The sequence below is a fragment of the Bradyrhizobium sp. 44 genome (assembly GCF_023073095.1).
Lineage (GTDB): Bacteria > Pseudomonadota > Alphaproteobacteria > Rhizobiales > Xanthobacteraceae > Bradyrhizobium.
In genome coordinates this window covers 592,174-616,382 of sequence record NZ_JADPIY010000016.1, presented here as the reverse complement: position 1 = coordinate 616,382, position 24,209 = coordinate 592,174, and the positions used below count along the sequence as shown (strand labels likewise).

At 65.4% G+C, this 24,209-nt stretch carries 19 protein-coding genes and 1 pseudogene; 6 read left to right on the top strand and 14 right to left on the bottom strand.

Annotation, left to right across the window (positions count from 1 at the left end; all coding sequences use genetic code 11):
• Positions 1-4 precede the first annotated feature (4 nt).
• From IVB41_RS19370 to guaB, 3 genes are all read right to left on the bottom strand, one after another.
• Positions 5-301 carry a hypothetical protein gene (locus IVB41_RS19370; protein ID WP_081747964.1) on the bottom strand — a complete coding sequence of 99 codons (297 nt, stop codon included), beginning with the start codon at positions 299-301 and terminating at the stop codon, positions 5-7.
• Positions 302-452: 151 nt separating this feature from the next.
• The gene (locus tag IVB41_RS19365) at positions 453-1,475 is read right to left on the bottom strand and encodes an NADP-dependent oxidoreductase (protein ID WP_247433961.1); all 1,023 of its coding nucleotides are present in this window, start codon (positions 1,473-1,475) and stop codon (positions 453-455) included.
• A gap of 313 nt (positions 1,476-1,788) precedes the next feature.
• Positions 1,789-3,279, bottom strand: a complete 1,491-nt coding sequence (gene guaB / locus IVB41_RS19360; RefSeq protein ID WP_007609139.1) for an IMP dehydrogenase — start codon at positions 3,277-3,279, stop codon at positions 1,789-1,791.
• A gap of 401 nt (positions 3,280-3,680) precedes the next feature.
• Here guaB and IVB41_RS19355 point away from each other — a divergent pair, with 401 nt between their 5' ends.
• Entirely contained in the window at positions 3,681-5,171 is a 1,491-nt protein-coding gene (locus IVB41_RS19355; protein ID WP_247433958.1) for an MFS transporter, read from the top strand.
• 107 nt (positions 5,172-5,278) lie between these two features.
• Here IVB41_RS19355 and IVB41_RS19350 read toward each other — a convergent pair whose 3' ends face one another.
• The gene (locus IVB41_RS19350) at positions 5,279-5,965 is read right to left on the bottom strand and encodes an RlmE family RNA methyltransferase (RefSeq protein ID WP_027569580.1); all 687 of its coding nucleotides are present in this window, start codon (positions 5,963-5,965) and stop codon (positions 5,279-5,281) included.
• Between the two features lies 1 nt (position 5,966).
• Positions 5,967-7,034 (bottom strand): Ppx/GppA phosphatase family protein, encoded by a 1,068-nt coding sequence (locus IVB41_RS19345; protein ID WP_247286523.1) that lies wholly within the window; start codon positions 7,032-7,034, stop codon positions 5,967-5,969.
• Positions 7,035-7,245: 211 nt separating this feature from the next.
• Between IVB41_RS19345 and IVB41_RS19340 the strand changes: the two genes are divergently transcribed.
• The gene (locus tag IVB41_RS19340; RefSeq protein ID WP_247433955.1) at positions 7,246-9,618 is read left to right on the top strand and encodes a xanthine dehydrogenase family protein molybdopterin-binding subunit; all 2,373 of its coding nucleotides are present in this window, start codon (positions 7,246-7,248) and stop codon (positions 9,616-9,618) included.
• A gap of 166 nt (positions 9,619-9,784) precedes the next feature.
• On the opposite strand, the gene IVB41_RS19335 is transcribed toward IVB41_RS19340, so the two are convergent.
• Complete coding sequence (locus tag IVB41_RS19335) at positions 9,785-10,585, bottom strand: hypothetical protein (RefSeq protein ID WP_247433951.1); 801 nt, start codon at positions 10,583-10,585, stop codon at positions 9,785-9,787.
• Between the two features lie 141 nt (positions 10,586-10,726).
• Between IVB41_RS19335 and IVB41_RS19330 the strand changes: the two genes are divergently transcribed.
• The 3 genes from IVB41_RS19330 to IVB41_RS19320 all read left to right on the top strand — a co-directional run bounded on the left by IVB41_RS19330 (position 10,727) and on the right by IVB41_RS19320 (position 14,182).
• Complete coding sequence (locus IVB41_RS19330; protein ID WP_007609125.1) at positions 10,727-11,224, top strand: YaiI/YqxD family protein; 498 nt, start codon at positions 10,727-10,729, stop codon at positions 11,222-11,224.
• A gap of 8 nt (positions 11,225-11,232) precedes the next feature.
• Complete coding sequence (locus IVB41_RS19325) at positions 11,233-13,038, top strand: ABC-F family ATP-binding cassette domain-containing protein (RefSeq protein WP_247433948.1); 1,806 nt, start codon at positions 11,233-11,235, stop codon at positions 13,036-13,038.
• A gap of 64 nt (positions 13,039-13,102) precedes the next feature.
• Positions 13,103-14,182 carry a D-TA family PLP-dependent enzyme gene (locus IVB41_RS19320; protein ID WP_247433945.1) on the top strand — a complete coding sequence of 360 codons (1,080 nt, stop codon included), beginning with the start codon at positions 13,103-13,105 and terminating at the stop codon, positions 14,180-14,182.
• On the opposite strand, the gene IVB41_RS19315 is transcribed toward IVB41_RS19320, so the two are convergent.
• Positions 14,183-15,085, bottom strand: a complete 903-nt coding sequence (locus IVB41_RS19315) for a LysR family transcriptional regulator (protein WP_247433940.1) — start codon at positions 15,083-15,085, stop codon at positions 14,183-14,185.
• A 91-nt stretch (positions 15,086-15,176) separates the two neighbouring features.
• On the opposite strand from IVB41_RS19315, the gene IVB41_RS19310 reads away from it, so the two are divergent.
• Positions 15,177-16,394: an MFS transporter gene (locus IVB41_RS19310; RefSeq protein ID WP_247433937.1), complete on the top strand. Its 1,218-nt coding sequence runs from the start codon at positions 15,177-15,179 to the stop codon at positions 16,392-16,394.
• An 8-nt stretch (positions 16,395-16,402) separates the two neighbouring features.
• Here the strand turns inward: IVB41_RS19310 and IVB41_RS19305 are convergent, their stop codons facing one another.
• The 7 genes and pseudogenes from IVB41_RS19305 to IVB41_RS19275 form a co-directional block, all read right to left on the bottom strand.
• Positions 16,403-17,629, bottom strand: coding sequence for a TIGR03862 family flavoprotein (locus IVB41_RS19305; RefSeq protein ID WP_256464245.1), 1,227 nt, complete (start codon positions 17,627-17,629; stop codon positions 16,403-16,405).
• Positions 17,626-18,543, bottom strand: coding sequence for an SDR family NAD(P)-dependent oxidoreductase (locus tag IVB41_RS19300; protein WP_247433935.1), 918 nt, complete (start codon positions 18,541-18,543; stop codon positions 17,626-17,628). The genes IVB41_RS19305 and IVB41_RS19300 overlap by 4 nt, the downstream gene beginning before the upstream one ends.
• Before the next feature lie 275 nt (positions 18,544-18,818).
• A complete protein-coding gene (locus tag IVB41_RS19295) occupies positions 18,819-19,298 on the bottom strand; it encodes a MaoC family dehydratase (RefSeq protein WP_247433932.1) in 480 nt (159 codons plus the stop codon).
• The gene (locus tag IVB41_RS19290; protein WP_247433929.1) at positions 19,299-21,017 is read right to left on the bottom strand and encodes an AMP-binding protein; all 1,719 of its coding nucleotides are present in this window, start codon (positions 21,015-21,017) and stop codon (positions 19,299-19,301) included.
• Positions 21,017-21,916: pseudogene (gene mmsB / locus IVB41_RS19285) on the bottom strand (3-hydroxyisobutyrate dehydrogenase); the annotation flags it as partial. The gene IVB41_RS19290 and the pseudogene mmsB, both read right to left, overlap by 1 nt.
• A 21-nt stretch (positions 21,917-21,937) precedes the next feature.
• Positions 21,938-23,005 carry an enoyl-CoA hydratase/isomerase family protein gene (locus IVB41_RS19280; RefSeq protein WP_247360501.1) on the bottom strand — a complete coding sequence of 356 codons (1,068 nt, stop codon included), beginning with the start codon at positions 23,003-23,005 and terminating at the stop codon, positions 21,938-21,940.
• Positions 23,002-24,147: an isobutyryl-CoA dehydrogenase gene (locus IVB41_RS19275; RefSeq protein ID WP_247360500.1), complete on the bottom strand. Its 1,146-nt coding sequence runs from the start codon at positions 24,145-24,147 to the stop codon at positions 23,002-23,004. The genes IVB41_RS19280 and IVB41_RS19275 overlap by 4 nt, the downstream gene beginning before the upstream one ends.
• Between the last annotated feature and the right edge of the window lie 62 nt (positions 24,148-24,209).

Here is a 24,209-nt window from a genome sequence, read left to right as displayed (position 1 = left end):
CTGCTCAAGCGACGCTTTTGAGATCCTGCTGGATCGCGGCAAGCAAGGACTGCAGCGCGTCGCTGTTCACTGGCTTAGCCCCGGTGTTGGCAGGCGCAGCATTGGCAGGCCGCGTGGCTTGGACCGGACGCTTGGGGAACGGCGGCATAGGCGTGGGTATCGCGGATTGCGCCAACGCGCCGGCGTCCTCGGTGTGAACGAACTTGCCATGGATGACGTCGTCGCGACGTCCCATGACAAACATCGTCGCCCAATAACCGGCGGCCACAAGGATTACGCAGAAAACAACAAGCTCTAACATCATCGCACCTGAAATATGCGCAATGATTCAATGCCTTCGCCTGCTCGTCAATGAACCGACGGTCACACCTGCGGCTTTTACGGGCCGGTGTGGCCGATTGGTCACTCTTTGTTAACCATACCCGGCCCCCGAAGGGGCCGAGAGCGGTCGGTCAAGCTTTGTCGGGCCCGACCCGCACCAGCTGCTTGCCGAAATTGGCCCCCTTGAGAAGCCCCATGAAGGCTTCGGGCGCGCTCTCCAGGCGCTCGGTGACGAACTCCTTGTACTTGACCTTACCCTCGCGGACCCAGCCCGACATGTCGCGCAGGAAGTCGCCATGGCGGGAGGCGAAGTCGGAGACGATGAAGCCGCGGAAGGTCAGCCGCTTGGTCAGGGTCGCGCGCATCATGCTGGCGGCCCATTTCGGCGGCTTCGCTTCAGTGTCGTTGTAATGGGCGATGAGGCCGCAGACGGGTACGCGCGCAAACGCATTGAGCAGCGGGAACACCGCCTCGAACACGGCGCCGCCGACATTCTCGAAATAGACGTCGATGCCCTTCGGGCAGGCGTCCTTCAGCTTCGCAGCCAGATCGGGATCGCGGTGATCGATGCAGGCATCGAAGCCGAGCTCCTTCACGACGTAATCGCATTTGTCCTTGCCGCCGGCGATTCCAACCGCGCGTGCGCCCTTGATCTTCGCGATCTGTCCCACGGCCGAACCGACCGCACCGGAGGCACCGGCGACGACGACGGTCTCGCCTGCTTGCGGCTTGCCGATATCGAGCAGGCCCGTATAGGCCGTCATGCCGGGCATGCCGAGCACGCCGACGGCCGTCGAGATCGGCGCGAGCTTCGGGTCGATCTTGTTCAGCCCCTTGCCGTCGGAGATCGCGTGCGTCTGCCAGCCCGCGCGCGAGAGCACGATGTCGCCCTTGGCGAAGTTCGGATTGTTGGAGGCTGCGACCTCACAGACCGTACCGGCTTCCATCACACCACCGACGGGCACCGGCGTCGCGTAGGACGGACCGTCGCTCATGCGCCCGCGCATGTAGGGATCGAGCGAGAGCCAGATCGTGCGCAGCAGGACTTCGCCTGCGGCAGGCGCAGGAACCGCGAATTCCTCGATGCGGAAATCGGACGGCTTTGGCTCGCCGACGGGACGCGCGGCGAGAACGATGCGTTTGCCTTGGGACATGATGGCTTCCTCCAATTTTCTGTCATTGCGAGCGAAGCGAAGCAATCCAGTCTCGTCAACACAAAAGGGCTGGATTGCTTCGTCGCACCAGCGCAAAATTGCTTCGCAATTTCGTCGCGGGCTCCTCGCAATGACGAGCTTTTGGCACGCGCACGCGACACACTCGCCGTCATCGTCCGCGAAGGCGGACGATCCAGTACTCCGAGACGGTTATGATTGAGCCGAAAGGCCGCGACGTACTGGATGCCCCGCCTTCGCGGGGCATGACACCGTCATTTGGGCAAGCGCGCGAATTCCAACGCGCAGCCGGAGACTAGCCCCCGCCCGGATAGTTCGGGGCTTCGCGCGTGATGGTGACGTCGTGGACGTGGCTTTCGCGCAGGCCCGCGCCGGTGATGCGGACGAACTGGGCCTTGTCGTGCAGGTCCTTCATGTCCTTTGCACCAACATATCCCATCGCGGCGCGCAGGCCGCCGGCGAGCTGGTGCATGACGTTGCCGACCGGACCCTTGTAAGGCACCTGGCCCTCGATGCCTTCGGGCACGAGCTTGAGCGTGTCCTTGATGTCCTGCTGGAAGTAGCGGTCAGCCGAGCCGCGCGCCATCGCGCCCACCGAACCCATGCCGCGATAGGCCTTGTAGGAGCGGCCCTGCCACAAGAACACTTCGCCGGGCGTCTCGTCGGTGCCGGCGAGCAGCGAGCCGACCATCGCGATGTCGGCACCGGCAGCGAGCGCTTTGGCGAGGTCACCGGAGAACTTGATACCGCCGTCGGCGATGACGGGGATGTCGGACTTCTTCGCCGCCTCGACCGCATCCATGATCGCGGTGAGCTGGGGAACGCCGACGCCGGCGACGATCCGCGTGGTGCAGATCGAGCCCGGGCCGATACCGACCTTGATGCAGTCCGCGCCTGCATCGATCAGCGCCTGCGCACCCTCTGAGGTCGCGACGTTGCCGGCAACGACCTGCACCGAGTTGGAGAGACGCTTGATGCGGTTGACCGCATGGAGCACGTGACGGGAATGGCCGTGCGCGGTGTCGACCACGACGAGATCGACGCCGGCGTCGATCAGCCGCTCGGTGCGCTCGAAGCCGCTGTCACCGACCGTGGTGGCGGCAGCGACCCGGAGGCGGCCCTGCGCGTCCTTGCAGGCCAGCGGATGGGCGACCGCCTTCTCCATGTCCTTCACTGTGACCAGGCCGACGCAGCGATATTGCTCGTCGACCACGAGCAGCTTCTCGATGCGGTGCTGGTGCAGCATCCGCCGCGCCTCGTCCTGGCTGACATTCTCGCGAACCGTGACGAGACCTTCATGCGTCATCAGTTCGGAGATTTTTTGCTGGCGGTCGGTGGCGAAGCGGACGTCGCGGTTGGTGAGGATGCCGACCAGCTTGCCCGGCGTGGACTTGCCCGCACCGGTGACGACGGGAATGCCGGAGATGCCGTGATCGCTCATCAGCTTGAGCGCGTCGTCCAGCGTGGCGTCGGGGCTGATGGTGAGCGGGTTCACCACCATGCCCGACTCGTAGCGCTTGACCTGCCGAACCTGGGCGGCCTGCCCTTCGGGATCGAAATTGCGGTGGATGACGCCGATGCCGCCGGCCTGCGCCATGGCGATCGCCATGCGGGCTTCGGTGACCGTGTCCATGGCGGAAGCCATGATCGGAATGTTGAGCGGAATGGCGCGGGTGACGCGGGAGCGGATGTCGACCTCGCCCGGCATGACGTCCGACAGGCCCGGCTTCAGCAACACGTCGTCGAATGTGAGGGCTTCGCGAATGCCTTGTTGCACCGTGGCCATGTGCCAACTCCTTCCGCGGCCCTGCCGCAAATAGCTATGGATGAGCGCCGCCCTCGGCGTACCTTGCGGCAACGCCGGAGAATCGGAGCCCATCGGTGGGGTTGACGCGGGTCGATAGCACGGGCGGGCGACGAATCAAAGCAATTCGGACCGCCGGCCAGCCATGCACAGGCTTTTTAGGCAGATTCAGCCGGGATAACCGGCGGCAGCTCGTGCCCGCGGACGGCGTCCACGCCCCTCCTGTGCCGGCAGATCATCACGTTCTCCGACGCAGGACGCACCCCACCCTGGGGTCACGCAGGATTTAGGTGCCATGCGTCGATCCGCAATGGTCGCGGCCCAGTGGCGGTGATAAGCCGCAATTCTCGCCCTTCCTTCTGATTTCCATTACCACCCCCGTCATGGTCGACAAGCAACGCATCATTCCGCTGATCGTGGCCACCGCTCTCTTCATGGAGAACATGGACTCGACGGTGATCGCCACGTCGCTGCCCGCGATCGCGGCCGACATCGGCACGAGCCCATTGACGCTCAAGCTCGCGATCACCTCCTATCTGCTGTCGCTTGCGGTGTTCATCCCGGCGAGCGGCTGGACCGCCGACCGGTTCGGCGCGCGCATGGTGTTTGCGATTGCCGTCGGCGTGTTCATGGTCGGCTCGGTCGGCTGCGCGCTCTCGACATCGGTCACCGATTTCGTATTCGCGCGCATCCTGCAAGGCATGGGCGGGGCGATGATGACGCCGGTCGGGCGCCTCGTGCTGTTGCGGTCGGTCGACAAGAGCGCGCTGGTCAATGCCATGGCGTGGGTGACGGTCCCTGCCCTGATCGGTCCCGTGATCGGGCCGCCGCTCGGCGGCTTCATCACCACCTATGCGTCGTGGCACTGGATCTTCCTGATCAACATCCCGATCGGGCTGCTCGGCATCTTCATGGCCTTGCGCTTCATCGATCCTATCAAAAGCGAGGAACGAGAGCCGTTCGACCTCTACGGTATGGTGCTCGCGGGCCTCGGGCTCGCCGGCATCGCCTTCGGGCTGTCGGTTGCCGGGCTCAATCTGCTGCCGTGGAGCACGGTTGCCGCCCTGGTCGTCGGCGGATCGATCTCGATGACGCTGTATGTCATTCACGCGCGGCGAACCGGCTCGCCGGTGCTCGACTTCACGCTGCTGAGGCTGCCGACACTGCGCGCGGCCATTCTCGGCGGCTTCATGTTCCGGCTCGGCATCGGCGCGCTACCGTTCCTGTTGCCGCTGCTGATGCAGATCGGCTTCGGCCTCTCGCCGTTCAAGTCCGGCCTCGTCACGTTTGGCTCCTCGCTCGGCGCCATGGGTATGAAAGCGCTGGCCGCACGCATCATCCGCGCCTTCGGCTTCCGCAACCTGATGACGGTGAACGCGATCATCAGCGCAGTCTTTCTCGCCGCCTGTGCCCTCTTCACGGTGACGACGCCGCTGCTGATCATCATGATCATCCTGGTGGTTGGCGGCTTCTTCCGTTCGCTCGAGTTCACCGCGATCAACACGGTTGCCTATGCCGAGGTCGAGCACGCGCAGATGAGCCGCGCCACCACGCTCGTCAGTGTCAACCAGCAGCTCGCGGTCTCGGCCGGCGTCGCCGTCGGCGCCGCGTCGGTGGAGACGACGATGTGGCTCAGCCACGTCAGCGAGCTCAATGCCACCGTGTTCGCGCCCGCCTTCGTCGTCATCGCGCTGACCTCGGCCGCGTCGAGCTGGTTCTTCTGGCAGATGCCCGCCGATGCCGGCCACGAAGTCTCCGGCCGCAAGGCCGTGGAGATCGCGAGCCGTAAGGGTGCCGGCAAGGGCGCGGCCAAGGCGGCCGTCAAGGCGGCGACCGAGGATACGCAGGACGTGCGGGATCAGCGGCTGGGGTAGCCTCTCTTCTCGTCATTGCGAGCGCAGCGAAGCAATCCAGAATCCCTCCGCGGAGACAGTCTGGATTGCTTCGTCGCAAGAGCTCCTCGCAATGACGGAATTCGCGGCTACTGCGTCGCCCCGCCCCGAAATCCCGTCGCGAGAACGTAGCGCTCCGAGGAATCCGCACGGCTCGCGGCGGGCTTCACATGACGCACCATGGCGAAATCGCGCTTGAGCTGGGCGAGCAGCTCGGCGTCGGCGCCGCTCTGGAACGCCTTCGCCAGGAAGGTCCCACCCGGTTTCAGCACGTCGCAGGCGAACGCGGCGGCGGTCTCGATCAGGCCGACGATGCGAAGCTGGTCGGTCTTGCGGTGACCGGTGGTGTTGGCAGCCATGTCGGACATCACGATGTCGGCGCCGCCGTCGAGCATCGCCTTGAGCTTGTCCGGCGCGTCATTGTCCATGAAGTCGAGCTGCGCGAACTCGACCCCGGCAATCTCGGGGATTTCCAGCAGGTCGATCGCGATGACCTTGCCCTTGCCGTCGACCGAGCCGACGCGCTTGGCGGCGATCTGGCTCCAGCCGCCCGGCGCCGCACCGAGATCGACCACCGCCATGCCGTGCTTGAGCAGCCGGTATTTGTCGTCGATCTCGAGCAGCTTGAAAGCGGCGCGCGAGCGATAACCCAGCGCCTTCGCCTTCACCACATAGGGATCATTGAGCTGCCGCTCCAGCCAGAGCTTCGATGACAATTTGCGCTTGCCGTGGGTCTTGACCTGGACGTGCAAGCGGCCGGTGGTATCCTTGGCCATCTCACCAGCTCCTGAGCGCGCCGTCTTCGCGCATCATTTCGACCAGCATGCCTTCGCGCAGGCCCCGGTCGGCGACGCGCAGGCGTGGCAGCGGAAAGGCGCGGCGGATCGCGTCGAGGATGGCGCAGCCGGCCAGCACGAGATCGGCGCGCTCGACGCTGATGCAGCTGTTCGCCGCGCGCTCCTCGTAGCTCATGCCGAGCAGCTTGTTGATGGTCGCGGTAACGTCGGTGTCGTTCATCCAGACGCTGTCGATGCGGCGGCGGTCGTAGCGCGCGAGATTGAGATGGATGCCGGCGAGCGTCGTCACAGTGCCTGAGGTGCCGAGCAGATGCATGTCGGCGAGATCGCCGCCATGCTGTTCGGCGAACGGCGCGATGTGATGGGCGACCTCGCGCTCCATCGCGGCGTAGATCTCCGGCGTCACGTCGCGGCCGCCGAACTGCTCGGCCAGCGTGACCACACCGAATGGAATCGACATCCAGGCTTTGATGCGCGGCTCCGGATTTGCGGCGTCGCGCTCGATCCGCACCAGCTCGGTCGAGCCGCCGCCGATGTCGAACAGGATCGCGCCGCGGCCCCTGGGGTCGACCAGCGGCGAGCAGCCGAGCACCGCGAGCGCCGCCTCGGTCTGGCGGTCGATCACCTCGAGCTCGATCCCGGTCTCGGCAGCGACGCGGCTGCGAAAGCCTTCGGCATTCGAGGCGGCGCGGCAGGCTTCGGTGGCGATCAGCCGCAACCGCCGCGCCTTGCGCAGGTTGATCTTGTCGCGGCAGATGCCGAGCGCCACGATGGCGCGCTCGATCGCGGCCTCGCTGATGCACCCGGTTGCCGAGACGCCCTCGCCCAGCCGGATGATGCGCGAGAAGGAATCGACCACCCGAAAGCCGTCGTGGGTCGGACAGGCGATCAGGAGCCTGCAATTGTTGGTGCCGAGGTCGAGCGCCGCGTAGACGCCGGTTCCCGGCGCTTGCGCGCCGACGGCCGGTTCAGTGGCGAACGCCGCCGCCATCGACCCCAGCTCACCGTGCGGCGCAAGGCCGTCGCGGAGCCGCGTGTGGTCATTCATACAAACTGTCTTTCCGCGGCCGGTTGGGCCGATCTGGAATTGCTTTTTCGCCTGAAACCTTAGCAGCGCGCCAATCCTGCGCAACAACGCATCACATGGGACCATGCCCATTCGTGCGTTGTCGTGAACGGGCCGGTGGGTTATTTTTGAAGGGTCCGGTCCCCCAGGCGCCCCCCAAACCGCGCATTTGCCGGCTTTTCAGGTCAATTCCATGCAAGAACACACCAAATCCTCCACGCTCGAAAACGCTATTGCACTGCAAAAATATGGCGTCGGCCAGCCGGTCCGCCGCAAGGAGGACGACACGCTGGTGCGCGGCAAGGGCCGCTACACCGACGATTTCAACCTGCCCGGCCAGGCCCATGCCGCGATCGTCCGCTCGACCCATGCCCACGGCGTCATTCGCGGCATCAACATCGACGCCGCCAGGGCGATGCCGGGCGTGCTGGGGGTGTGGACCGGCAAAGACCTCGATGCGGCCGGCTACGGCCCCTTCACCTGCGGCCTGCCGCTGAAGAGCCGCGACGGCTCGCCCCTGCTCCAGACCAACCGCCAGCCGCTCGCAACCGACAAGGTCCGCTTCGTCGGCGATCCCGTCGCCTTCGTGGTGGCGGAGACGCTGGCCCAGGCGCGCGACGCGGCCGAGGCGGTCGAGCTCGATATCGAGCCGCTGCCGGCGGTGACCGACCCTGAAGACGCCGCAAAAGCCGGCGCGCCGCAACTCTACGACCACATTCCGAACAATGTCGCGCTCGACTACCACTATGGCGACATCGAGAAGGTCAACGCCGCCTTCGCCAGCGCCGCTCACGTGACCAAGGTCGACATCGAAAACACCCGTGTCGCCGTGGTCTCGATGGAGCCGCGCGTTGGCCTTGCCTCCTACGACAAGACGACCGAGCGCTATACCATCCAGATGCCGACGCAGGGCGTCGCCGGCAACCGCGCCAACCTCGCCAAGAACCTGAAGGTGCCGAACGAGAAGGTCCGCATCCTCACCGCCAATGTCGGCGGTTCCTTCGGCATGAAGAACGTCAACTATCCCGAGTACATGTGCATCCTGTACGCGGCCAAGGAATTGGGACGGCCGGTGAAATGGCTGGACGAACGCTCGACCAGCTTCTTGTCCGACAGCCACGGCCGTGCGCAGAAGATTCACGCCGAGCTCGCGCTGGACGCCGAGGGGCATTTCCTCGCCGCCAAGCTCTCGGGCTACGGCAATCTCGGTGCCTACATCACCGGCGTTGCGCCCAGTCCGCTTTCGCTCAACACCAGCAAGAACTTTTCCAGCGTCTATCGCACGCCGCTGATGGCCGTCGACATCAAGACGGTGCTGACCAACACCACGCTGATGGGCGCCTATCGCGGCGCCGGCCGGCCCGAGGCGAACTACTACATGGAGCGGCTGATCGACCGCGCCGCCGACGAGATGGGCATCAACCGGCTGACCTTGCGCAAACGCAACTTCATCAAGCAGAACCAGATGCCGTTCGCCGCGTCCTCCGGCGTCACCTATGACAGCGGCGACTTCCAGGCTGTCTTCAACAAAGCGCTCGAAATCTCCGACCACGAGAATTTTGCCAAGCGCAAGAAGGAGAGCAAGAAGTCCGGCAAGCTGCGCGGCGTCGCCGTCGGCTCTTATCTGGAGGTGACCGCACCTCCCGGCGTCGAACTCGGCAAGCTCGTGTTCGATCCCGATGGCTCCGTGCAGCTCATCACCGGTACGCTTGATTACGGTCAGGGCCACGCATCCGCATTCGCGCAGGTACTCTGCCAGCAGCTCGGCGTGCCCTTCGACAGCGTCAAGCTGGTGCAGGGCGACAGCGATATCGTCCACACCGGCAATGGCACCGGCGGCTCGCGCTCGATTACCGCGACCGGCATGGCGATCGTGGGCGCCGCCAAGCTTGTGATCGAGAAGGGCAAGCGCGCCGCCGCGCATATGCTGGAGGCGTCCGAAGCCGACATCGAATTCGAAGGCGGCAGTTTCACGATCGCCGGCACCGACCGCAGCATCGACATCATGGAGCTCGCCAAGCGCCTGCATGACAGCAAGATGCCCGAGGGCGTGCCCGACAGCCTCGACGTCGATCACACCAGCGAACCGGTGCCGTCGGCCTTCCCGAACGGCTGCCATGTCGCCGAGGTCGAGATCGACCCTGAGACCGGCGTCGTGCAGATCGTGCGCTACAGCGCGGTCAACGATTTCGGCACGGTGATCAATCCGCTGCTGGTCGCGGGCCAGCTCCATGGCGGCGTCGTCCAGGGCATCGGCCAGGCGCTGATGGAGCACGTCCGCTACGACGAGAGCGGCCAGCCGATCACGGGCTCGCTGATGGACTACGCACTGCCCCGCGCCGAGGACGTCCCGAACATGACGGTCGGCGACCACCCGGTGCCGGCCACGACCAATCCGCTCGGCAGCAAAGGCTGCGGCGAAGCCGGCTGCGCCGGCAGCTTGTCGACGGTCGTGAACGCGGTGATCGACGCGCTCTCCGACTACGGCATCAAGCACATCGACATGCCGCTGACGCCGGAGCGCGTGTGGCGTGCGATCCAGGACGCGAAGGGGAAAGCGGCGTGAAGCTGCCCTTCCGCCTCCACAAGCACACTTTCATCGCCCGGCTCGACCGGGCGATCCAGTACTCTGAGACGGCAGTGATTCACGGAGAAGCCTCGGCGTACTGGATGCCCCGCCTTCGCGGGGCATGACGGCGAATTCGGTCGGTGAACCTACGGCCAGCTGTCAGTTACGCGGCCGCCTGCTCGCGCGGCTGGTAGATCGCGGTGTGCTGGCAGTGCGCCAGCGGCGTCGTGCCGTTGCCGACCACCAGCGCGTCGAGCTCGACGAAGCGGTGGCCCTTCTTCTCGTAGTTCGCGGTGACTTTGGCCCGCGCGGTGATCTCGTCACCGGCGCGTGCGGCCGACAGCAATTGCATGCGGCTGCCGACATGGATCCACGGGCCGAGGATCGTGTTGTCCACCAGCACGCGATTCATGACGCGCTGGATCAGGCCGGGATGGCCGAGCCCCTCGCGCGCGAAGATCGGATCGGCCTCACGGATGTCGGCGAGATAGTCGGCGGCATCCTGCCCGGCCCAGCGACGCGGCGTCGTGCCGAGCCATTTGCCGGTCTCGAATGTTGCCGGGCTGACCGGTTTGCGCTCGGCAATAGCGGGGACCTCGACATAGTCGCTCAACGACACCGCCGTCGCCGTTGCCGGCAGCGACGCCGTGCCGGTGGCACAGAGCTCGGTGCGGCTGAACACCTCGATCGTGAGCAGGCCGTTGTGCTCGGTCGCATCGACATCGGCGGTCTCGCCGTCATAGACCGGCTTGATGAAACGCGCCTCGATCAGCCCGCGCGACAGGAAATCGCGGCCCCAGCGCGCCACCGGCACATGCATCATGTAGGCGAAGACGTCGACGCCGGGGACCAGCCCACCGGAAAAGCCGAAGCGGCGCGCCACTGCATCGTCATGCATCTTGTTTTCGGATTGCTTGGCCGTGTTGTAGGCCTCGACGCGATAGGTTTCGAGTCGGTTCGGCATGGCTTGGCTTTCCCCAAATTCTTGTTGTTTCGGGCCGATCGTAGGCCCTGAGGAACCGGGGTCAATCCCCTCGCCTTTGCGGCCCGAATGGGGTACCACGCGGCTGCTGCGGAACCGCTTCGCAAGCCCCATCTACGGACAATGACGAACCCTCAAAACACCACCCGCATCTATGTCGACGCCGACGCCTGTCCGGTGAAGGACGAGATCTATCGCGTCGCCGGCAGGCACGGCCTGCCCGTGAGCGTGGTCGCGGGCAATTTCATCCGCGTGCCCCAGGATCCATTGATCGAGCGGGTCGCCGCGGGTGCCGGCATGGACGCGGCCGATGACTGGATCGCGGAACGTGCCGGGCCCGGCGATATCGTCATTACCTCGGATATTCCACTCGCGAGCCGCTGCGTGAAGGCCGGCGCCGATGTGATTGCGTCCAACGGCAAGGCGTTCACCGAGGAATCGATCGGGATGACGCTCGCGGTCCGCAACCTGATGACTGATTTGCGCTCGGCCGGCGAAGTCACCGGCGGTCCGAAATCCTATTCGCCGCGCGACCGCTCGACGTTTCTGTCGACGCTCGACCAGACCATCCGCCGCATTCAGCGCCGCCGCGCCGACCAGGCCGCAACAAGACAGGACTGAGACACCGCATGGCGCCACCGCTGATTCAACTGCGCGATATCAAGCTGACCTTCGGCGGCACGCCGCTCCTGGCGGGCGTCGAACTGTCGGTTTCGACCGGCGAGCGCGTCTGCCTGATTGGCCGCAACGGTTCCGGCAAATCGACGCTGCTCAAGATCGCCGCCGGCCTGGTCGAACCGGATGGCGGCAGCCGTTTCGTGCAGCCCGGTGCCACCATCCGCTACCTGCCGCAGGAGCCGGATTTTTCCGGCTTCTCCACCACGCTGGCCTATGTCGAGGCCGGCCTCAATGCCGGCGACGATCACTATCAGGCGCGCTATCTGGTCGAACAGCTCGGTCTCAGCGGTGAAGAAGATCCGGCGCATGTCTCCGGCGGCGAAGCGCGCCGCGCCGCGCTGGCACGCGTGCTGGCGCCCTCACCCGATATCCTGCTGCTGGACGAGCCGACCAACCATCTGGATCTTCCGACCATCGAATGGCTGGAGAGCGAACTGGAGAGCCGCCGCTGCGCGCTGGTGATCATCAGCCACGATCGGCGCTTCCTGGGCAATCTCTCGCGCAGCACCGCCTGGCTCGATCGCGGCCAGATACGGCAGATCGACCGCGGCTTCAGTGCCTTCGAGGCCTGGCGCGACGAGGTGCTCGCGGAGGAAGAGCGCGACCAGCACAAGCTCGACCGCAAGATCGTCAACGAGGAGCACTGGCTGCGTTACGGCGTCTCGGGCCGCCGTAAGCGCAACGTCAAGCGGCTCGGCAATCTCCACGCGCTGCGCGACCAGCGCCGCACCCATCGCGGCGCGACGGGCAACGCCAACCTCGCGGCTGCCGAAGCCGACAAATCCGGCAAGCTCGTCATCGAGGCCAAGAACATCAGCCGGTCCTATGCCGAGCGAAAGATCGTCGACGGCTTCTCGATCCGCGTCCAGCGCGGCGACCGCATCGGCATCGTCGGTCCGAACGGCGCCGGCAAGACCACGCTGATCGAGATGCTGACCGGCGGCAGCGCGCCGGACAGCGGCAGCTTACGGCTCGGCGCCAACATCGAGATGGCGACGCTCGACCAGCATCGTGAAAGTCTCGATCCGAAGACGACGCTGGCCGAGGCGCTGACCGGCGGCCGCGGCGACCATGTCATGGTCGGCGGCAAGCCGAAGCACGTCGTCAGCTACATGAAGGACTTCCTGTTCGCCCAGGAACAGATGCGCACGCCGCTGGAGGTGCTGTCGGGCGGCGAGCGCGGCCGGCTGATGCTGGCACGCGCGCTGGCGAAGCCTTCAAACCTCCTGGTGCTGGACGAGCCGACCAACGACCTCGACCTGGAGACCCTCGACGTCCTCGAGGAAATGCTCAGCGACTACGAGGGCACCGTGATCCTGATCAGCCACGATCGCGATTTTCTCGACCGCGTGGTGACATCCGTGATCGTGCCCGAGGGCAACGGACGCTGGCTCGAATATGCCGGCGGTTATACCGACATGCTGGCCCAGCGCGGCGCCGACGTGAAGCGGGCGACAGCGAAGGCCGTCGAAGAGACGAGAGAGCAGCGATCAGTTGCGCCGTCCGGCGTCGCGAGACGACGGTTGACCTTCAACGAGCAACACGCGCTGGAGACGCTGCCCAAGACCATTGTCAAGCTGCAGGCCGAAATTGCCAAGCAGCAGCGCTTCCTTGACGACCCCGATCTCTTCCGCAAGGATCGCAAGCGCTTTGACCAGGCCTCCGACGCTCTGACGAAGGCGCAAAAGGAATTGGCCGAGGCCGAGGACAAATGGCTGGAGCTCGAAGTGCGGCGCGAAGAGATTGAACAGGCCTAGCGTGCATTCCGCAAAAGTGGGCACCGCTTTTGCAAACGGAATGCGCGCCAACTCAGAGACTTCCATGACAACGACCCTTGCCGCCAAAATCGCCCGCGAATACGGCACGCCCTGCGCCGTCATCGACATGGACAAGGTCGAGCGCAACATCGCGCGCATCCAGAAGGCCTGCGATGGCGCGGGGATCGCCAACCGTCCCCACATCAAGACGCACAAGAACCCGACGATCGCCAAGATGCAGATCGCTGCCGGTGCCAAGGGCATCACCTGCCAAAAGCTCGGTGAAGCCGAGATCATGGCCAATGCCGGCATCGATGACATCCTGATCAGCTACAATCTGCTCGGCGAGGAGAAGATGGCGCGGTTAGGGGCGCTGCAGGCGAAGGCCAACATGACGGTCGCCGCCGACAATTCGACCGTCGTTGCCGGCCTGCCCAAGGCCGCTGCGGCCTCAGGCCGACCGCTGTCGGTCGTGGTCGAATGCGACACGGGCCGCAAGCGCGCCGGCGTCGAGACGCCAGCCGAGGCCATTGCGCTGGCACAGGAGATTGCCGCATCCAAGGGCCTGCAATTCGCCGGCTTCATGATGTATCCGACCGAGACTGGCTGGGCGGACGCGCAAAAATTCTACGACGAAGCACTGGCTGGCGTGCGCGCGCACGGGCTGGATGCAAAAATCGTTTCGACCGGCGGGACGCCGAACCTGAAGAATCTCGGCAAGCTCAAGGGCGGCACCGAGCACCGCTTCGGCACCTACATCTACAACGACCGCATGCAGGTCGCCGCCGGCTCCGCCACCTGGGACGACTGCGCGCTTCACATCTATTCGACGGTGGTGAGCCGTGCCGCGCCCGAGCGCGGCATTCTCGATGCCGGCTCCAAGACGCTGACCACGGATACCGGCGGCCTCGACGGCCACGGCCTGATCCTTGAGCACCCCGAAGCCAAGATCGCGCGCTTCGCCGAGGAGCACGGCTTCCTCGACCTCTCCCGCAGCAACACCCGGCCCAATGTCGGCGACGTCGTCCGCATCGTGCCCAATCATGTCTGCGTCGTCGTCAACATGATGGACGAAGTCGTGATGGTGCGCGGCGATGAGATCATCGGCACGCTGCCGATCGCAGCGCGGGGGAAGCTGCGGTAGCTATCCCCCGATCAGCGCCTGGAGTTCCTGGACCAGGCCATCGCGGAAGAGCTTGATCGGCCGCTCCAGCCGACCGGCGGGGGCGCGATGCACCACCCATGCGCGCACGGCGGGTTTGAAGTCGCGCGCAGCGACCGGCTTGAGCCTGTCGCGAAATGCGCTGCGTTTCAGGGCGATCGGGGTGACGAGCCCGACGCCGAGGCCGCGCGACACCAGCGACAGGCGAAGCTCACTGTCCAGCGCCTCGACGGCAATCTTGAACGGCAGATGCGAGGCATCGAATTTTCGCTTCAGCGTATCGCGAAATCCACAGCCGTCCTGGTTGATCACCCACGACAGTTCGGACAGCCGTTCCAGGTCGACGGTGCGCGGGATCTTCATGTCGCGTGCGACGACGAAGACGACGGGCTGCGCGCCGAGATCGTCGGCCGCCAGATCGGCGGGCGGCACTGCACCGTCGGGGAGACAAATCGCGGCTGCATCGAGCTCGTTGCGGCAGACACGCTCGAGCTGGTTCGGCGACCAACCGGAGACCACCCGCACGGCCAGCGCGGGAAATTCGGCGCGCACCGCATCGAGTGGTGCGGTCAGGCCTGCCTCCGAGAGAAACGGCGTCAGACCGAGCCTGAACTCGCCGCGGACCATTCCGTCGTTGGCCACGCCCGACTTGAGGTCGTCCAGCATCCTGAGCAGACGCCTGCCCTGCTCGTAGGCCTCATGGCCCGCCGCCGTTGGCTTCAGGGGCTTCGAGAGCCGGTCCAGAAGCTGCGCCCCCAACATCTCCTCGAGATTCTGGATACGTCGGGTCACGCCAGGCTGGGTGAGATTGAGACGCGCCGACGCTGCGACAATCGATCCGGTCTCGACCACGGCGACGAAAGCAACAAGGTCATGGGTGTTCATAACAAACTCGCATATTCTTTATAGTCTTATTTGAATTGTAGCATATTGATGCCCCCGCTTAAAGGGTCCCGCGCCACAGCTGCGAGGTCCCATGACTGTCTCCGAAACCACCAGGCCTGCGCCCCGAAACCAGCTCGCCGAGCGGCCGCTGATCTGGCTCGGCGCGATCACCGCCGGTGTCGTCGTCACCAATTTGTTCGCGCCGCAGATCCTGCTCGGCTTGATCGGCCGGTCAATGTCGATGCCCGCGTGGCAGGCGGGGCTGATCAGCACGCTGACCTTGCTGGGCTACGCACTCGGCCTGCTGCTGCTCGTACCTCTGGTCGATCTGGTCGAGAACCGGCTTGTCATCCTCCGCACCCTCGGCTGCGCGATCGTTGCCGCTCTCGCGACGGCGCTCGCGCCGACGCCCTCGCTCCTGCTGCTCGCCACCTTCATCCTCGGCGCCTGCTGCGCGGCGATCCAGATGATGGTTCCGCTGGTCGCATCCATGGTGGCACCGGATCGCCGCGGCCAGGCCATCGGCGAGGTGATGGGCGGATTGATGATCGGCATCCTGCTGTCACGACCTGCGGCGAGCCTGATTGCAGATCTCTGGAACTGGCGTGCCTACTATGTCGTCTCGGCAGCCTTGATGGCTCTGCTTGCCCGCGCACTCGCCCGTTACCTTCCAACCCTTCAACCGACGGGACGCGCGAGCTACGCCGAATTGCTGCTGTCCTTTCCGAGGCTGCTGCGCGAAGAGCCGGTGCTGCGCGTGCGGGCCTGGACCGCGTCGCTTGTCATGGCCTCCTTCACGGCGTTCTGGTCGGCGGTCGCGCTGCGGCTGCCGGAGGCGCCGTTTGAGCTCGATGCCAAGGGTGTTGCCGCTTTTGCACTGATCGGCGTAGCGGGCGCCGCGGCGACACCGATGGCCGGCCGCTGGGGCGATAAGGGCCGCGCGCGGCCGATGTTCTTTGCCGCTCATCTGCTCATCATCGGCTCGCTCGCGCTCTGCGCCTGGGCGGGCATGCTGGACTCCCAGATCACCAGTCTGCTGGTACTGAGCCTCGGCACGATCCTGCTCGACGTCGGCATCACCACCGACCAGACGCTGGGCCGCCGCGCCATCAACCTGTTGCGCCCCGAGGCCCGCGGTCGCATGAACGGCCTGTTCGTCGCGCTGTTCTTTATCGGCGGTGGCGTCGGCGCGGCGGCGGCATCGCTGGCCTGGAGTTTTGGCGGCTGGACGATGGTCTGCGCAGTGGCGGCCAGCTTCGGCGTGCTCGGCCTCCTCACGGATCTCACAACCCGGACCGGAACGTCATGATGGGATAGTCAGGGCGACGATTGGGCGAGCCGTCGCAACACACCCCTGCCCGCCGCCGCTCCCGTCGCGAACGAGGCCTGGAGCAAATAGCCCCCCGTCGGCGCCTCCCAGTCCAGCATCTCACCGGCTGCGAAGACGCCCGGCAGCTTGCGGATCATGAAGTCCGAGTCGAGTTCATCGAAGGAAATCCCGCCGGCGCTGGAGATCGCGCGCGCGATCGACGCGACGCCTATGAGCTTGATCGGCACGGCGTTGATGAGTTCGGCCAATCGCTCGGCCGATATTGCCGGCAACGACTGGCCAGCACCGATGGCGGCTTCCTGCAACAGCCCGACCGCGACCGGCGACAGCTGCGCAGCCTTGCGCAGGAAGTTGGAGAAGGATTGCTTGCCGCGCGAGGCGGACAGGCGCTTGACGAGTTCGCCATGCTCGACATCCGGCCGCAAGGTGACGTGCAGGACCGCTTCGCCGCTCGCCGCGATCGCCTCGCGCAGTTCGGCCGACAACGCATAGATCGCCCCGCCCTCGATTCCGCCCCTTGTGATCATGGCCTCGCCGCGCGCCCGGTGTGGGCCGAAGGACAGCGTAATGCCCTTGAGTGGCTGGCCTTCGAAGCGCGTGCGGAAGATTTTGGACCATGCGACTGTGAAGCCGGAGTTCGCCGGCCGCAGCGGCGAGATCGCAACGCCTTTGTCGGCCAGGATCGTCGTCCAGCCGCCATTGGAGCCTAGTCGCGGCCAGCTGGCGCCGCCGAGTGCCAGCACCGTGGCGTCCGCGGCGATGGTGGTGTCGCCGCCGGGTGTGTCAAAGACCAGTCGTCCGTCCCCGTCCCAGCCCATCCAGCGATGGCGAAACGCAAAGCGCACGCCGGCGGCATCGAGCTGTCGCAGCCAGGCCCGCAGCAAGGGCGATGCCTTGAACGCTTTCGGAAACACACGCCCGCTGGTGCCGACAAAAGTCGGCTCGCCCAGCGCCTCGCTCCAGGCGCGCAGCGCGTCAGGCGGAAACGTTTCGATCGCTGCTTGCAGTTTCGGCGCCGCCTCCCGGTAGCGCGCCATGAACTGCGGCAGCGGTTCGCTATGGGTGAGATTGAGCCCGCCGCGGCCGGCCATCAGAAATTTGCGGCCCGCGGACGGCATCCCGTCATGGATCGTGACGCGAGCACCGCCCTGCGCGAGCACCTCGGCCGCCATCAACCCGGCAGGGCCGGCGCCAATGACGGCGACGGCTGTCAGAGTTTCACCCCGGCGCGCGCAGCGGCCTGCGCTACGTATTTCTGCGTCTGCTCGAAAGCCCCCTGCAGCGCCTTCGCCTTCGACATGTCGCTGATCTCGGCGAAATGCGCCGCGACCGCGTCCGGCGTCCACTCGGACTCCGGCAGGTTGATGCCTTCGCTCTCGACGATCTTGATCACCGCGAACGAGCCGGCGCCAGCACCCATGATGGTGCGGGTCGGCGCGTCCTCGCTTAGCATGTACTCGACCGCGGGCGTGATCGCGTTCGGCTTCATCAATTGCAACGCCTGCGGCGGCAGCAGCTCTTCCGTCATGCGGGTTGCCGCCGTCGGCGAGATGATGTTGACGCGGATGTCGGTCTTGCGGCCCTCTTCCGCGAGCACATTCATCAGGCCGACCATGCCTGATTTCGCCGCGCCGTAATTGGCCTGGCCGAAATTACCGTAGAGGCCGGAGGACGACGTCGTCAGCACGATGCGGCCGTAGTTGCGGTCGCGCATGCCGGCCCAGGCCGCCTTGCAGCAATAGAAGGTGCCGACGAGGTGCACGTCGAGCACCTTCTGGAAATCGGCCGCTTCCATCTTGCCGAACGATTTGTCACGCAAAATACCGGCATTGGCACACAACAGGTCGACGCTGCCCCACTCCTTGGTGGCGCGCTCGACCATTGCGGTGACCTGCTCGAAATTGGAGACGTCGGCGCCGTCGGCCATGGCGATGCCGCCGGCCTTGCGGATCTCCTCGACCACGGCTCCCGCGGGCGAGAGCGAGCCGCCGCTGCCGTCGCGCGCGCCGCCGAAATCGTTGACCACGACTTTCGCACCGCGGCTGGCCAATCCCAGCGCATGCGCCCGTCCGAGACCATTGCCCGCGCCGGTGACGATGGCGACGCGTCCGTCGAACCTGATTGCCATGAGTGCAGTTCCTGCTTCTTCTTCCTTCTCCCCTTGTGGGAGAAGGTGGCATAGGCGGCCAACGGCCGCCGTTCCCAGTTAAAACGCCAACGCGTAGCGTTGGCTACGGCGCCGGATAAGGGGTCTCTCGCAACGGATGTGCTCGCGGAGAGAAACCCCTCACCCGCCTCGCATTCCGCGAGGCACCCTCTCCCACAAGGGGAGAGGGTTCGCTCCGCGCGAGAATTGACAGCTTTTGAGCAGCGTTGAGTCGCCGGGTCAAGCCCGGCCAGCCCTCACGCGAAATAGATCAACCCAAGCCACTCCGCGACCAACGCGGGCTTGTCTTCGCCTTCGATCTCCACCGTGACGTTGGTGCGAGACAGCAGCTCGTTCGGCTTGCGTAGCTTGGCTTCCGCCAGCACGAAACGGCCGCGGACCCGCTTGCCCGAACGCACCGGCGAGATGAAGCGCAGCTTGTCGAAGCCGTAATTGACACCCATCGTGGTGCCCGCGATGACGGGCATCACCTCGTAGGACATGATCGACAGCAGCGACATCGTCAGGAAGCCGTGCGCGATGGTGGTGCCGAACGCCGTCTCCTTCTTCGCACGCTCCGGATCGACGTGAATGAACTGGTGATCCTCGATCACGTCGGCATAGGTGTCGATGCGGGGCTGATCGACCATGTGCCACGACGACACGCCGATCTCCTTGCCGACCATGGCCTGATAGGCCTGAAGCGTGATCGGCGGCTTCTTCCAGACTTCGTTCACTTAGGTCTCACTCCGTGTTTTCGGCAGCTCCGGAAAATCCTCTTCGCGGAATTCCCGGCCGCGCAGGGGATCGTTGCGGTCGTCGTCGCGCTCGAGACGTCTGAGCTGAACGCGGCGGATCTTGCCCGAGATCGTCTTCGGCAGCTCCGTGACGATCTCGAGGCGGCGGATGCGCTTGAACGGCGCAAGGCGCGTATGCAGATGCCTGAAGATGGAGAGCGCGGTTTCCGGCGAGCGCTCCGCGCCGGCTGTCAGCAGCACAAAGGCTTTGGGAATCGCCAGCCGGATCGGATCCGGGCTTGGTACCACGGCGGCTTCCGCGACGAGCTCGTGCTCGAGCAACACGCTCTCCAACTCGAACGGGCTGATGCGGTAGTCGGAGGATTTGAACACGTCGTCGGAGCGGCCGACGAAAGTGAGATAGCCATCGTCGTCCTCGAACACGACGTCACCGCTGCGATAGAGCTCGCCTTCGGCGCCGGACAGCTCACCGTAGTCGCCCTGATAGCCCTGCATCAGGCCGGCGGGGCGGTTTTCGCCGAGCACCAGAGCCACCTCGCCCTCCTTGGCCGGATGACCGTCGGCGTCGCTGACCTGCACGCGATAGCCCGGCAGCGGCCGGCCCATCGAGCCGACCTTGATCTTTTGCCCCGGCGAGTTGCCGGCGAGCGCCGTCGTTTCGGTCTGGCCGTACCCGTCGCGGATGGTGAGGCCCCAGGCGGCCTGCACCTGATCGATCACTTCCGGATTGAGCGGCTCGCCGGCACCGCAGACCTCGCGCAAGGCCACCTTGAACGACGCCAAGTTCTCCTGGATGAACAGCCGCCACACCGTCGGCGGCGCGCACAGCGTTGTGACACCGCAGCGGCCGATGGTGGCAAGCAGGCCCTTGGCGTCGAAGCGTGGCTGGTTGACCACAAAGACGGTCGCGCCTGCGTTCCACGGCGCGAAGAAACAGCTCCAGGCGTGCTTGGCCCAGCCGGGCGAAGAGATATTGAGATGGACGTCGCCGGGCTTCAGTCCGATCCAGTACATGGTCGAGAGATGGCCGACGGGATAACTGCGCTGGCTGTGCCGCACCAGTTTTGGCTTTGCGGTGGTGCCTGAGGTGAAATAGAGCAGCATCGGGTCGTCGGCGTTGGTCGGGCCGTCGGCTGCAAAGCTCTCCGACGCCTCTGCCGCGTCATCATAGGAGAGCCAGCCATCGGAGGCCTCGCCCACGACAATGCGGACGATATTGTCGGCACCAAGACTTGCGAACTTCGCAACCTGGTCCTGCGCTGCCACCACCGCCTTCGCCTGGCCGCGATCGAGCCGGTCGCGAAGTTCATCGGCCGTGAGCAGCGTCGTCGCGGGAATTACGACGACGCCGAGCTTGATCGCGGCCAGCATCGTCTCCCACAGCGGAACCACATTGCCGAGCAGCAGCAGGAGATGATCGCCGCGCTTGAGGCCCTGCGCGCGGAGGAAGTTCGCGACCTGGTTGGAGCGGCGCGACAGCGCCCCGAACGAGAGCTTGGTCTGCCGGTCCTGCGCGGCATCGACGATCCAGAGCGCAGGACGATCCTTGCTGTCCGCATTCGCCGCCAGCTCGGCGTCGAACCAGTCGAGCGCCCAGTTGAAGGGAACAGGATCGGGCCAGCGGAAGCCCTTGACCGCTGTCTCGTAGTCCGTGCGGTTGTGAAGCAGAAACGCGCGCGCTTCCTGAAATGTCGTCATCAAGCTTTCCCGGCCAGCCCCCTAACGTGCTTGATAATTCCGGAAAAATCCACCCCGCCCTGGCCGGCTGCGTCGAATGACTGATAGATCTCCTGCGCATGTTTGCCGAGCGGCGTTGCCGCGCCCGCGGCCTTGGCGGCGTCCTGCGCCAGCGTCAAATCCTTCACCATCAGCGCCGAGGCAAAGCCCGGCTTGTAATCGTTGTTGGCGGGCGAGGTCGGCACCGGCCCGGGCACCGGGCAATAGGTCGTCAGCGACCAGCACTGGCCCGACGAGGTCGAGGCGACGTCGAACAGCGCCTGATGCGAGAGCCCGAGCTTCTCAGCCAGCGCGAACGCCTCGCTCACCGCGATCATGGAAATGCCGAGGATCATGTTGTTGCAGATTTTTGCGGCTTGGCCCGCGCCGGCACCACCGCAATGCACGATCTTCTTGCCCATGTTCTCCAGCACGGGCTTTGCCGCTGCAAACGCCTTGTCCTCGCCGCCACACATGAAGGTGAGCGTCGCACCCTTGGCACCCCCGGTGCCGCCGGAGACCGGCGCATCGACCGAAAGCACGCCGTGCTTGGCCGCGAGCGCATGCGCATGCCGCGCGCTCTCGACGTCGATGGTGGAGGAGTCGATGATCAGCGCGCCCTTGGTCATGACAGGAACGACCTCGCCCCACACGCCGAGCACATGCTTGCCGGCCGGCAGCATGGTGACAACGACATCGGCGTCTTTCACCGCGCCCGCGGCGCTCTCGGCGATGCCGGCACCGTCGGCCCTGGCCTGGTTGCGGGAGGCCTCGGCGAGGTCGAAAGCGACGACCTTGTGGCCGGCCTTGACCAGATTGGCGGCCATGGGGCCGCCCATGTTGCCGAGACCGATGAATGCGATCGTGGCCATCTTGGTTTCCTCCGCTGAACGTTTCGTTGATTAGTTGAACTTCAATTCGTCGGCGCCGATCTCGGCGAGATAGTGCGCAAGCATGTCCGGCGTGACGTCCTCGATCCGCGACGGCGACCAGGTCGGATTGCGGTCCTTGTCGATCACGGCGGCGCGCACGCCTTCGCGAAAGTCGTCGCTGCGGAAGACTTCCAACGCAGCCCGATATTCGCGCACCAGGCATTCTCCCAGGCTCGACGCGGTGCGAGCGAGCCGCAGCAGCTTGAGCGTCACCACCATGCCGCGCGGCGATTTTTCGTTGAGCGTCTTCAATGTCGCCAGCGCGAACTCGGAACCGTCGCGCTTGAGCGCGGCAAAAATGTCTTCCATGCGGTCGAAGCCGAACAGTGCGTCGATCGCCGGCTCCTTCGCGGCGACCGGCCCAGCGGTCTCCCCGGTCGCGAAGCCGTTGATGAGCTTACTGACATCGGCCGCTGTGACGCCTTGGCGAACCTTGGTCAGCGCTTCCCGCAATTCCGGCCATTTGGCTGCCGGCACCACTGCATCGGCAAACCTGGCGTGGATCGCATCGGGGCCGTTCATGGTCTGGCCGGTCAGGCCGAAATAAGTGCCGATCTCGCCCGGCGAGCGTGACAATAGCCAGGTGCCGCCGACGTCAGGGAAGAAGCCAAGCCCGACCTCGGGCATCGCGAGCCTGGTGCGATCGGTCACGATTCGATGGCTCGCATGTGCCGAAAGCCCGACGCCGCCGCCCATCACGATGCCGTCCATGAAGGCGACATAGGGTTTTGGGAATTTCTTGATCCGCGCGTTGAGGATGTACTCTTCCCGCCACAGGATCTTGCCGAGATCGCCGTCGATCTTCGAACTCTCCCAGAGCGCACGGATGTCGCCGCCGGCACACAGGCCGCGCTCGCCGGCACCTTCCAGCACGATCACGGCAACGGCTGGATCGGTCTGAAAACGGTCGAGCGCCCTGTCGATGTCGCGAAACATCTCCAGCGTGACGGCGTTGATCGCCTTCGGGCGGTTGAGCCTGATAATGCCGGCCGAGCCCTCGACCCGTGCGACCAGATCGCCCTCCTCCACTCCACTCATCGCGCGCCCTCGATCAATTTGCGCGCCACGATCAGCCGCATGATTTCATTGGTGCCTTCGAGAATCTGGTGCACGCGCAAATCTCGCACGATCTTCTCGATGCCGTATTCGCTGAGATAGCCGTAGCCGCCATGAAGCTGGAGCGCCTGGTTGGCGACCTCGAAGCCGACATCGGTGCCGAAGCGTTTGGCCATCGCGCAGAGCATGGTGGCGTCGGGATCCTTCCGATCGAGCGCCGCGGCGGCGCGCCACAGGAAGGTGCGCGCGGCCTCGAGCTCGATCGCCATGTCGGCGAGCTTGAATTGCAGCGCCTGGAATTCGTCGAGGCGCTTTCCGAAGGCCTTGCGCTCCTTCATGTAGGCGCGCGCCTTGTCGAGCGCGGTCTGCGCGCCGCCGAGTGAGCACGCCGTGATGTTGAGACGCCCGCCGTCGAGGCCCGCCATCGCGATCTTGAAGCCGACGCCCTCCTCGCTCAAGCGATTGGCAACCGGAACGCGCGCGTTCTCGAAGATCACGGCGCGGGTCGGCTGCGCGTTCCAGCCCATCTTGCGCTCGTTGGCGCCGAAAGAGACGCCCGGAGTCCTGCCGTCGATCACGAGCGTCGAGATGCCGCCCGGACCGTCGCCACCGGTGCGGACCATCGCGACCAGCAGATCGGTCCCGCCGGCGCCGGAGATGAACTGCTTCTGGCCGTTGAGCACGTAATGGTCGCCGTCGTGCACGGCGCGGGTGCGGAGCGCTGCCGCGTCCGAGCCGGCGCCGGGCTCGGTGAGGCAGTAGCTCGCGATCAGCTCCATGGTGCAGAGCTTGGGCAGCCAGGTGTGGCGCTGGGTGTCGCTGCCGTAGGCATCGATCATCCAGGACGCCATGTTGTGGATGGAGATGAAGGCCGAGGTGGTCGGACAGCCCGTTGCCAGCGCCTCGAAGATCAGCGCGGCATCGAACCGCGACATCGCGGAACCGCCGACATCGTCGCGGATATAGATGCCGCCCATGCCGAGCGCTGCTGCCTCGCGCATCACCTCGACGGGAAAATGCTTCTCCTCGTCCCAACGAAGCGCGTGCGGCGCGATCTTTTCCGCCGCAAACGCCAACGCCATGTCGCGAACCGCGATCTGATCCTCGTTCAGAGCGAACTGCATGTTGGGCTGCTCACTGTTCTCGTCATTGCGAGGAGCGAAGCGACGAAGCAATCCAGTGGGTC

Coding starts and splice junctions, on each gene's coding strand:
- IVB41_RS19370 (WP_081747964.1), bottom strand. CDS start 301: ATGTTAGAGCTTGTTGTTTTCTGCGTAATCCTTGTGGCCGCCGGTTAT.
- IVB41_RS19365 (WP_247433961.1), bottom strand. CDS start 1,475: ATGTCCCAAGGCAAACGCATCGTTCTCGCCGCGCGTCCCGTCGGCGAG.
- guaB (WP_007609139.1), bottom strand. CDS start 3,279: ATGGCCACGGTGCAACAAGGCATTCGCGAAGCCCTCACATTCGACGAC.
- IVB41_RS19355 (WP_247433958.1), top strand. CDS start 3,681: ATGGTCGACAAGCAACGCATCATTCCGCTGATCGTGGCCACCGCTCTC.
- IVB41_RS19350 (WP_027569580.1), bottom strand. CDS start 5,965: ATGGCCAAGGATACCACCGGCCGCTTGCACGTCCAGGTCAAGACCCAC.
- IVB41_RS19345 (WP_247286523.1), bottom strand. CDS start 7,034: ATGAATGACCACACGCGGCTCCGCGACGGCCTTGCGCCGCACGGTGAG.
- IVB41_RS19340 (WP_247433955.1), top strand. CDS start 7,246: ATGCAAGAACACACCAAATCCTCCACGCTCGAAAACGCTATTGCACTG.
- IVB41_RS19335 (WP_247433951.1), bottom strand. CDS start 10,585: ATGCCGAACCGACTCGAAACCTATCGCGTCGAGGCCTACAACACGGCC.
- IVB41_RS19330 (WP_007609125.1), top strand. CDS start 10,727: ATGACGAACCCTCAAAACACCACCCGCATCTATGTCGACGCCGACGCC.
- IVB41_RS19325 (WP_247433948.1), top strand. CDS start 11,233: ATGGCGCCACCGCTGATTCAACTGCGCGATATCAAGCTGACCTTCGGC.
- IVB41_RS19320 (WP_247433945.1), top strand. CDS start 13,103: ATGACAACGACCCTTGCCGCCAAAATCGCCCGCGAATACGGCACGCCC.
- IVB41_RS19315 (WP_247433940.1), bottom strand. CDS start 15,085: ATGAACACCCATGACCTTGTTGCTTTCGTCGCCGTGGTCGAGACCGGA.
- IVB41_RS19310 (WP_247433937.1), top strand. CDS start 15,177: ATGACTGTCTCCGAAACCACCAGGCCTGCGCCCCGAAACCAGCTCGCC.
- IVB41_RS19300 (WP_247433935.1), bottom strand. CDS start 18,543: ATGGCAATCAGGTTCGACGGACGCGTCGCCATCGTCACCGGCGCGGGC.
- IVB41_RS19290 (WP_247433929.1), bottom strand. CDS start 21,017: ATGACGACATTTCAGGAAGCGCGCGCGTTTCTGCTTCACAACCGCACG.
- IVB41_RS19280 (WP_247360501.1), bottom strand. CDS start 23,005: ATGAGTGGAGTGGAGGAGGGCGATCTGGTCGCACGGGTCGAGGGCTCG.
- IVB41_RS19275 (WP_247360500.1), bottom strand. CDS start 24,147: ATGCAGTTCGCTCTGAACGAGGATCAGATCGCGGTTCGCGACATGGCG.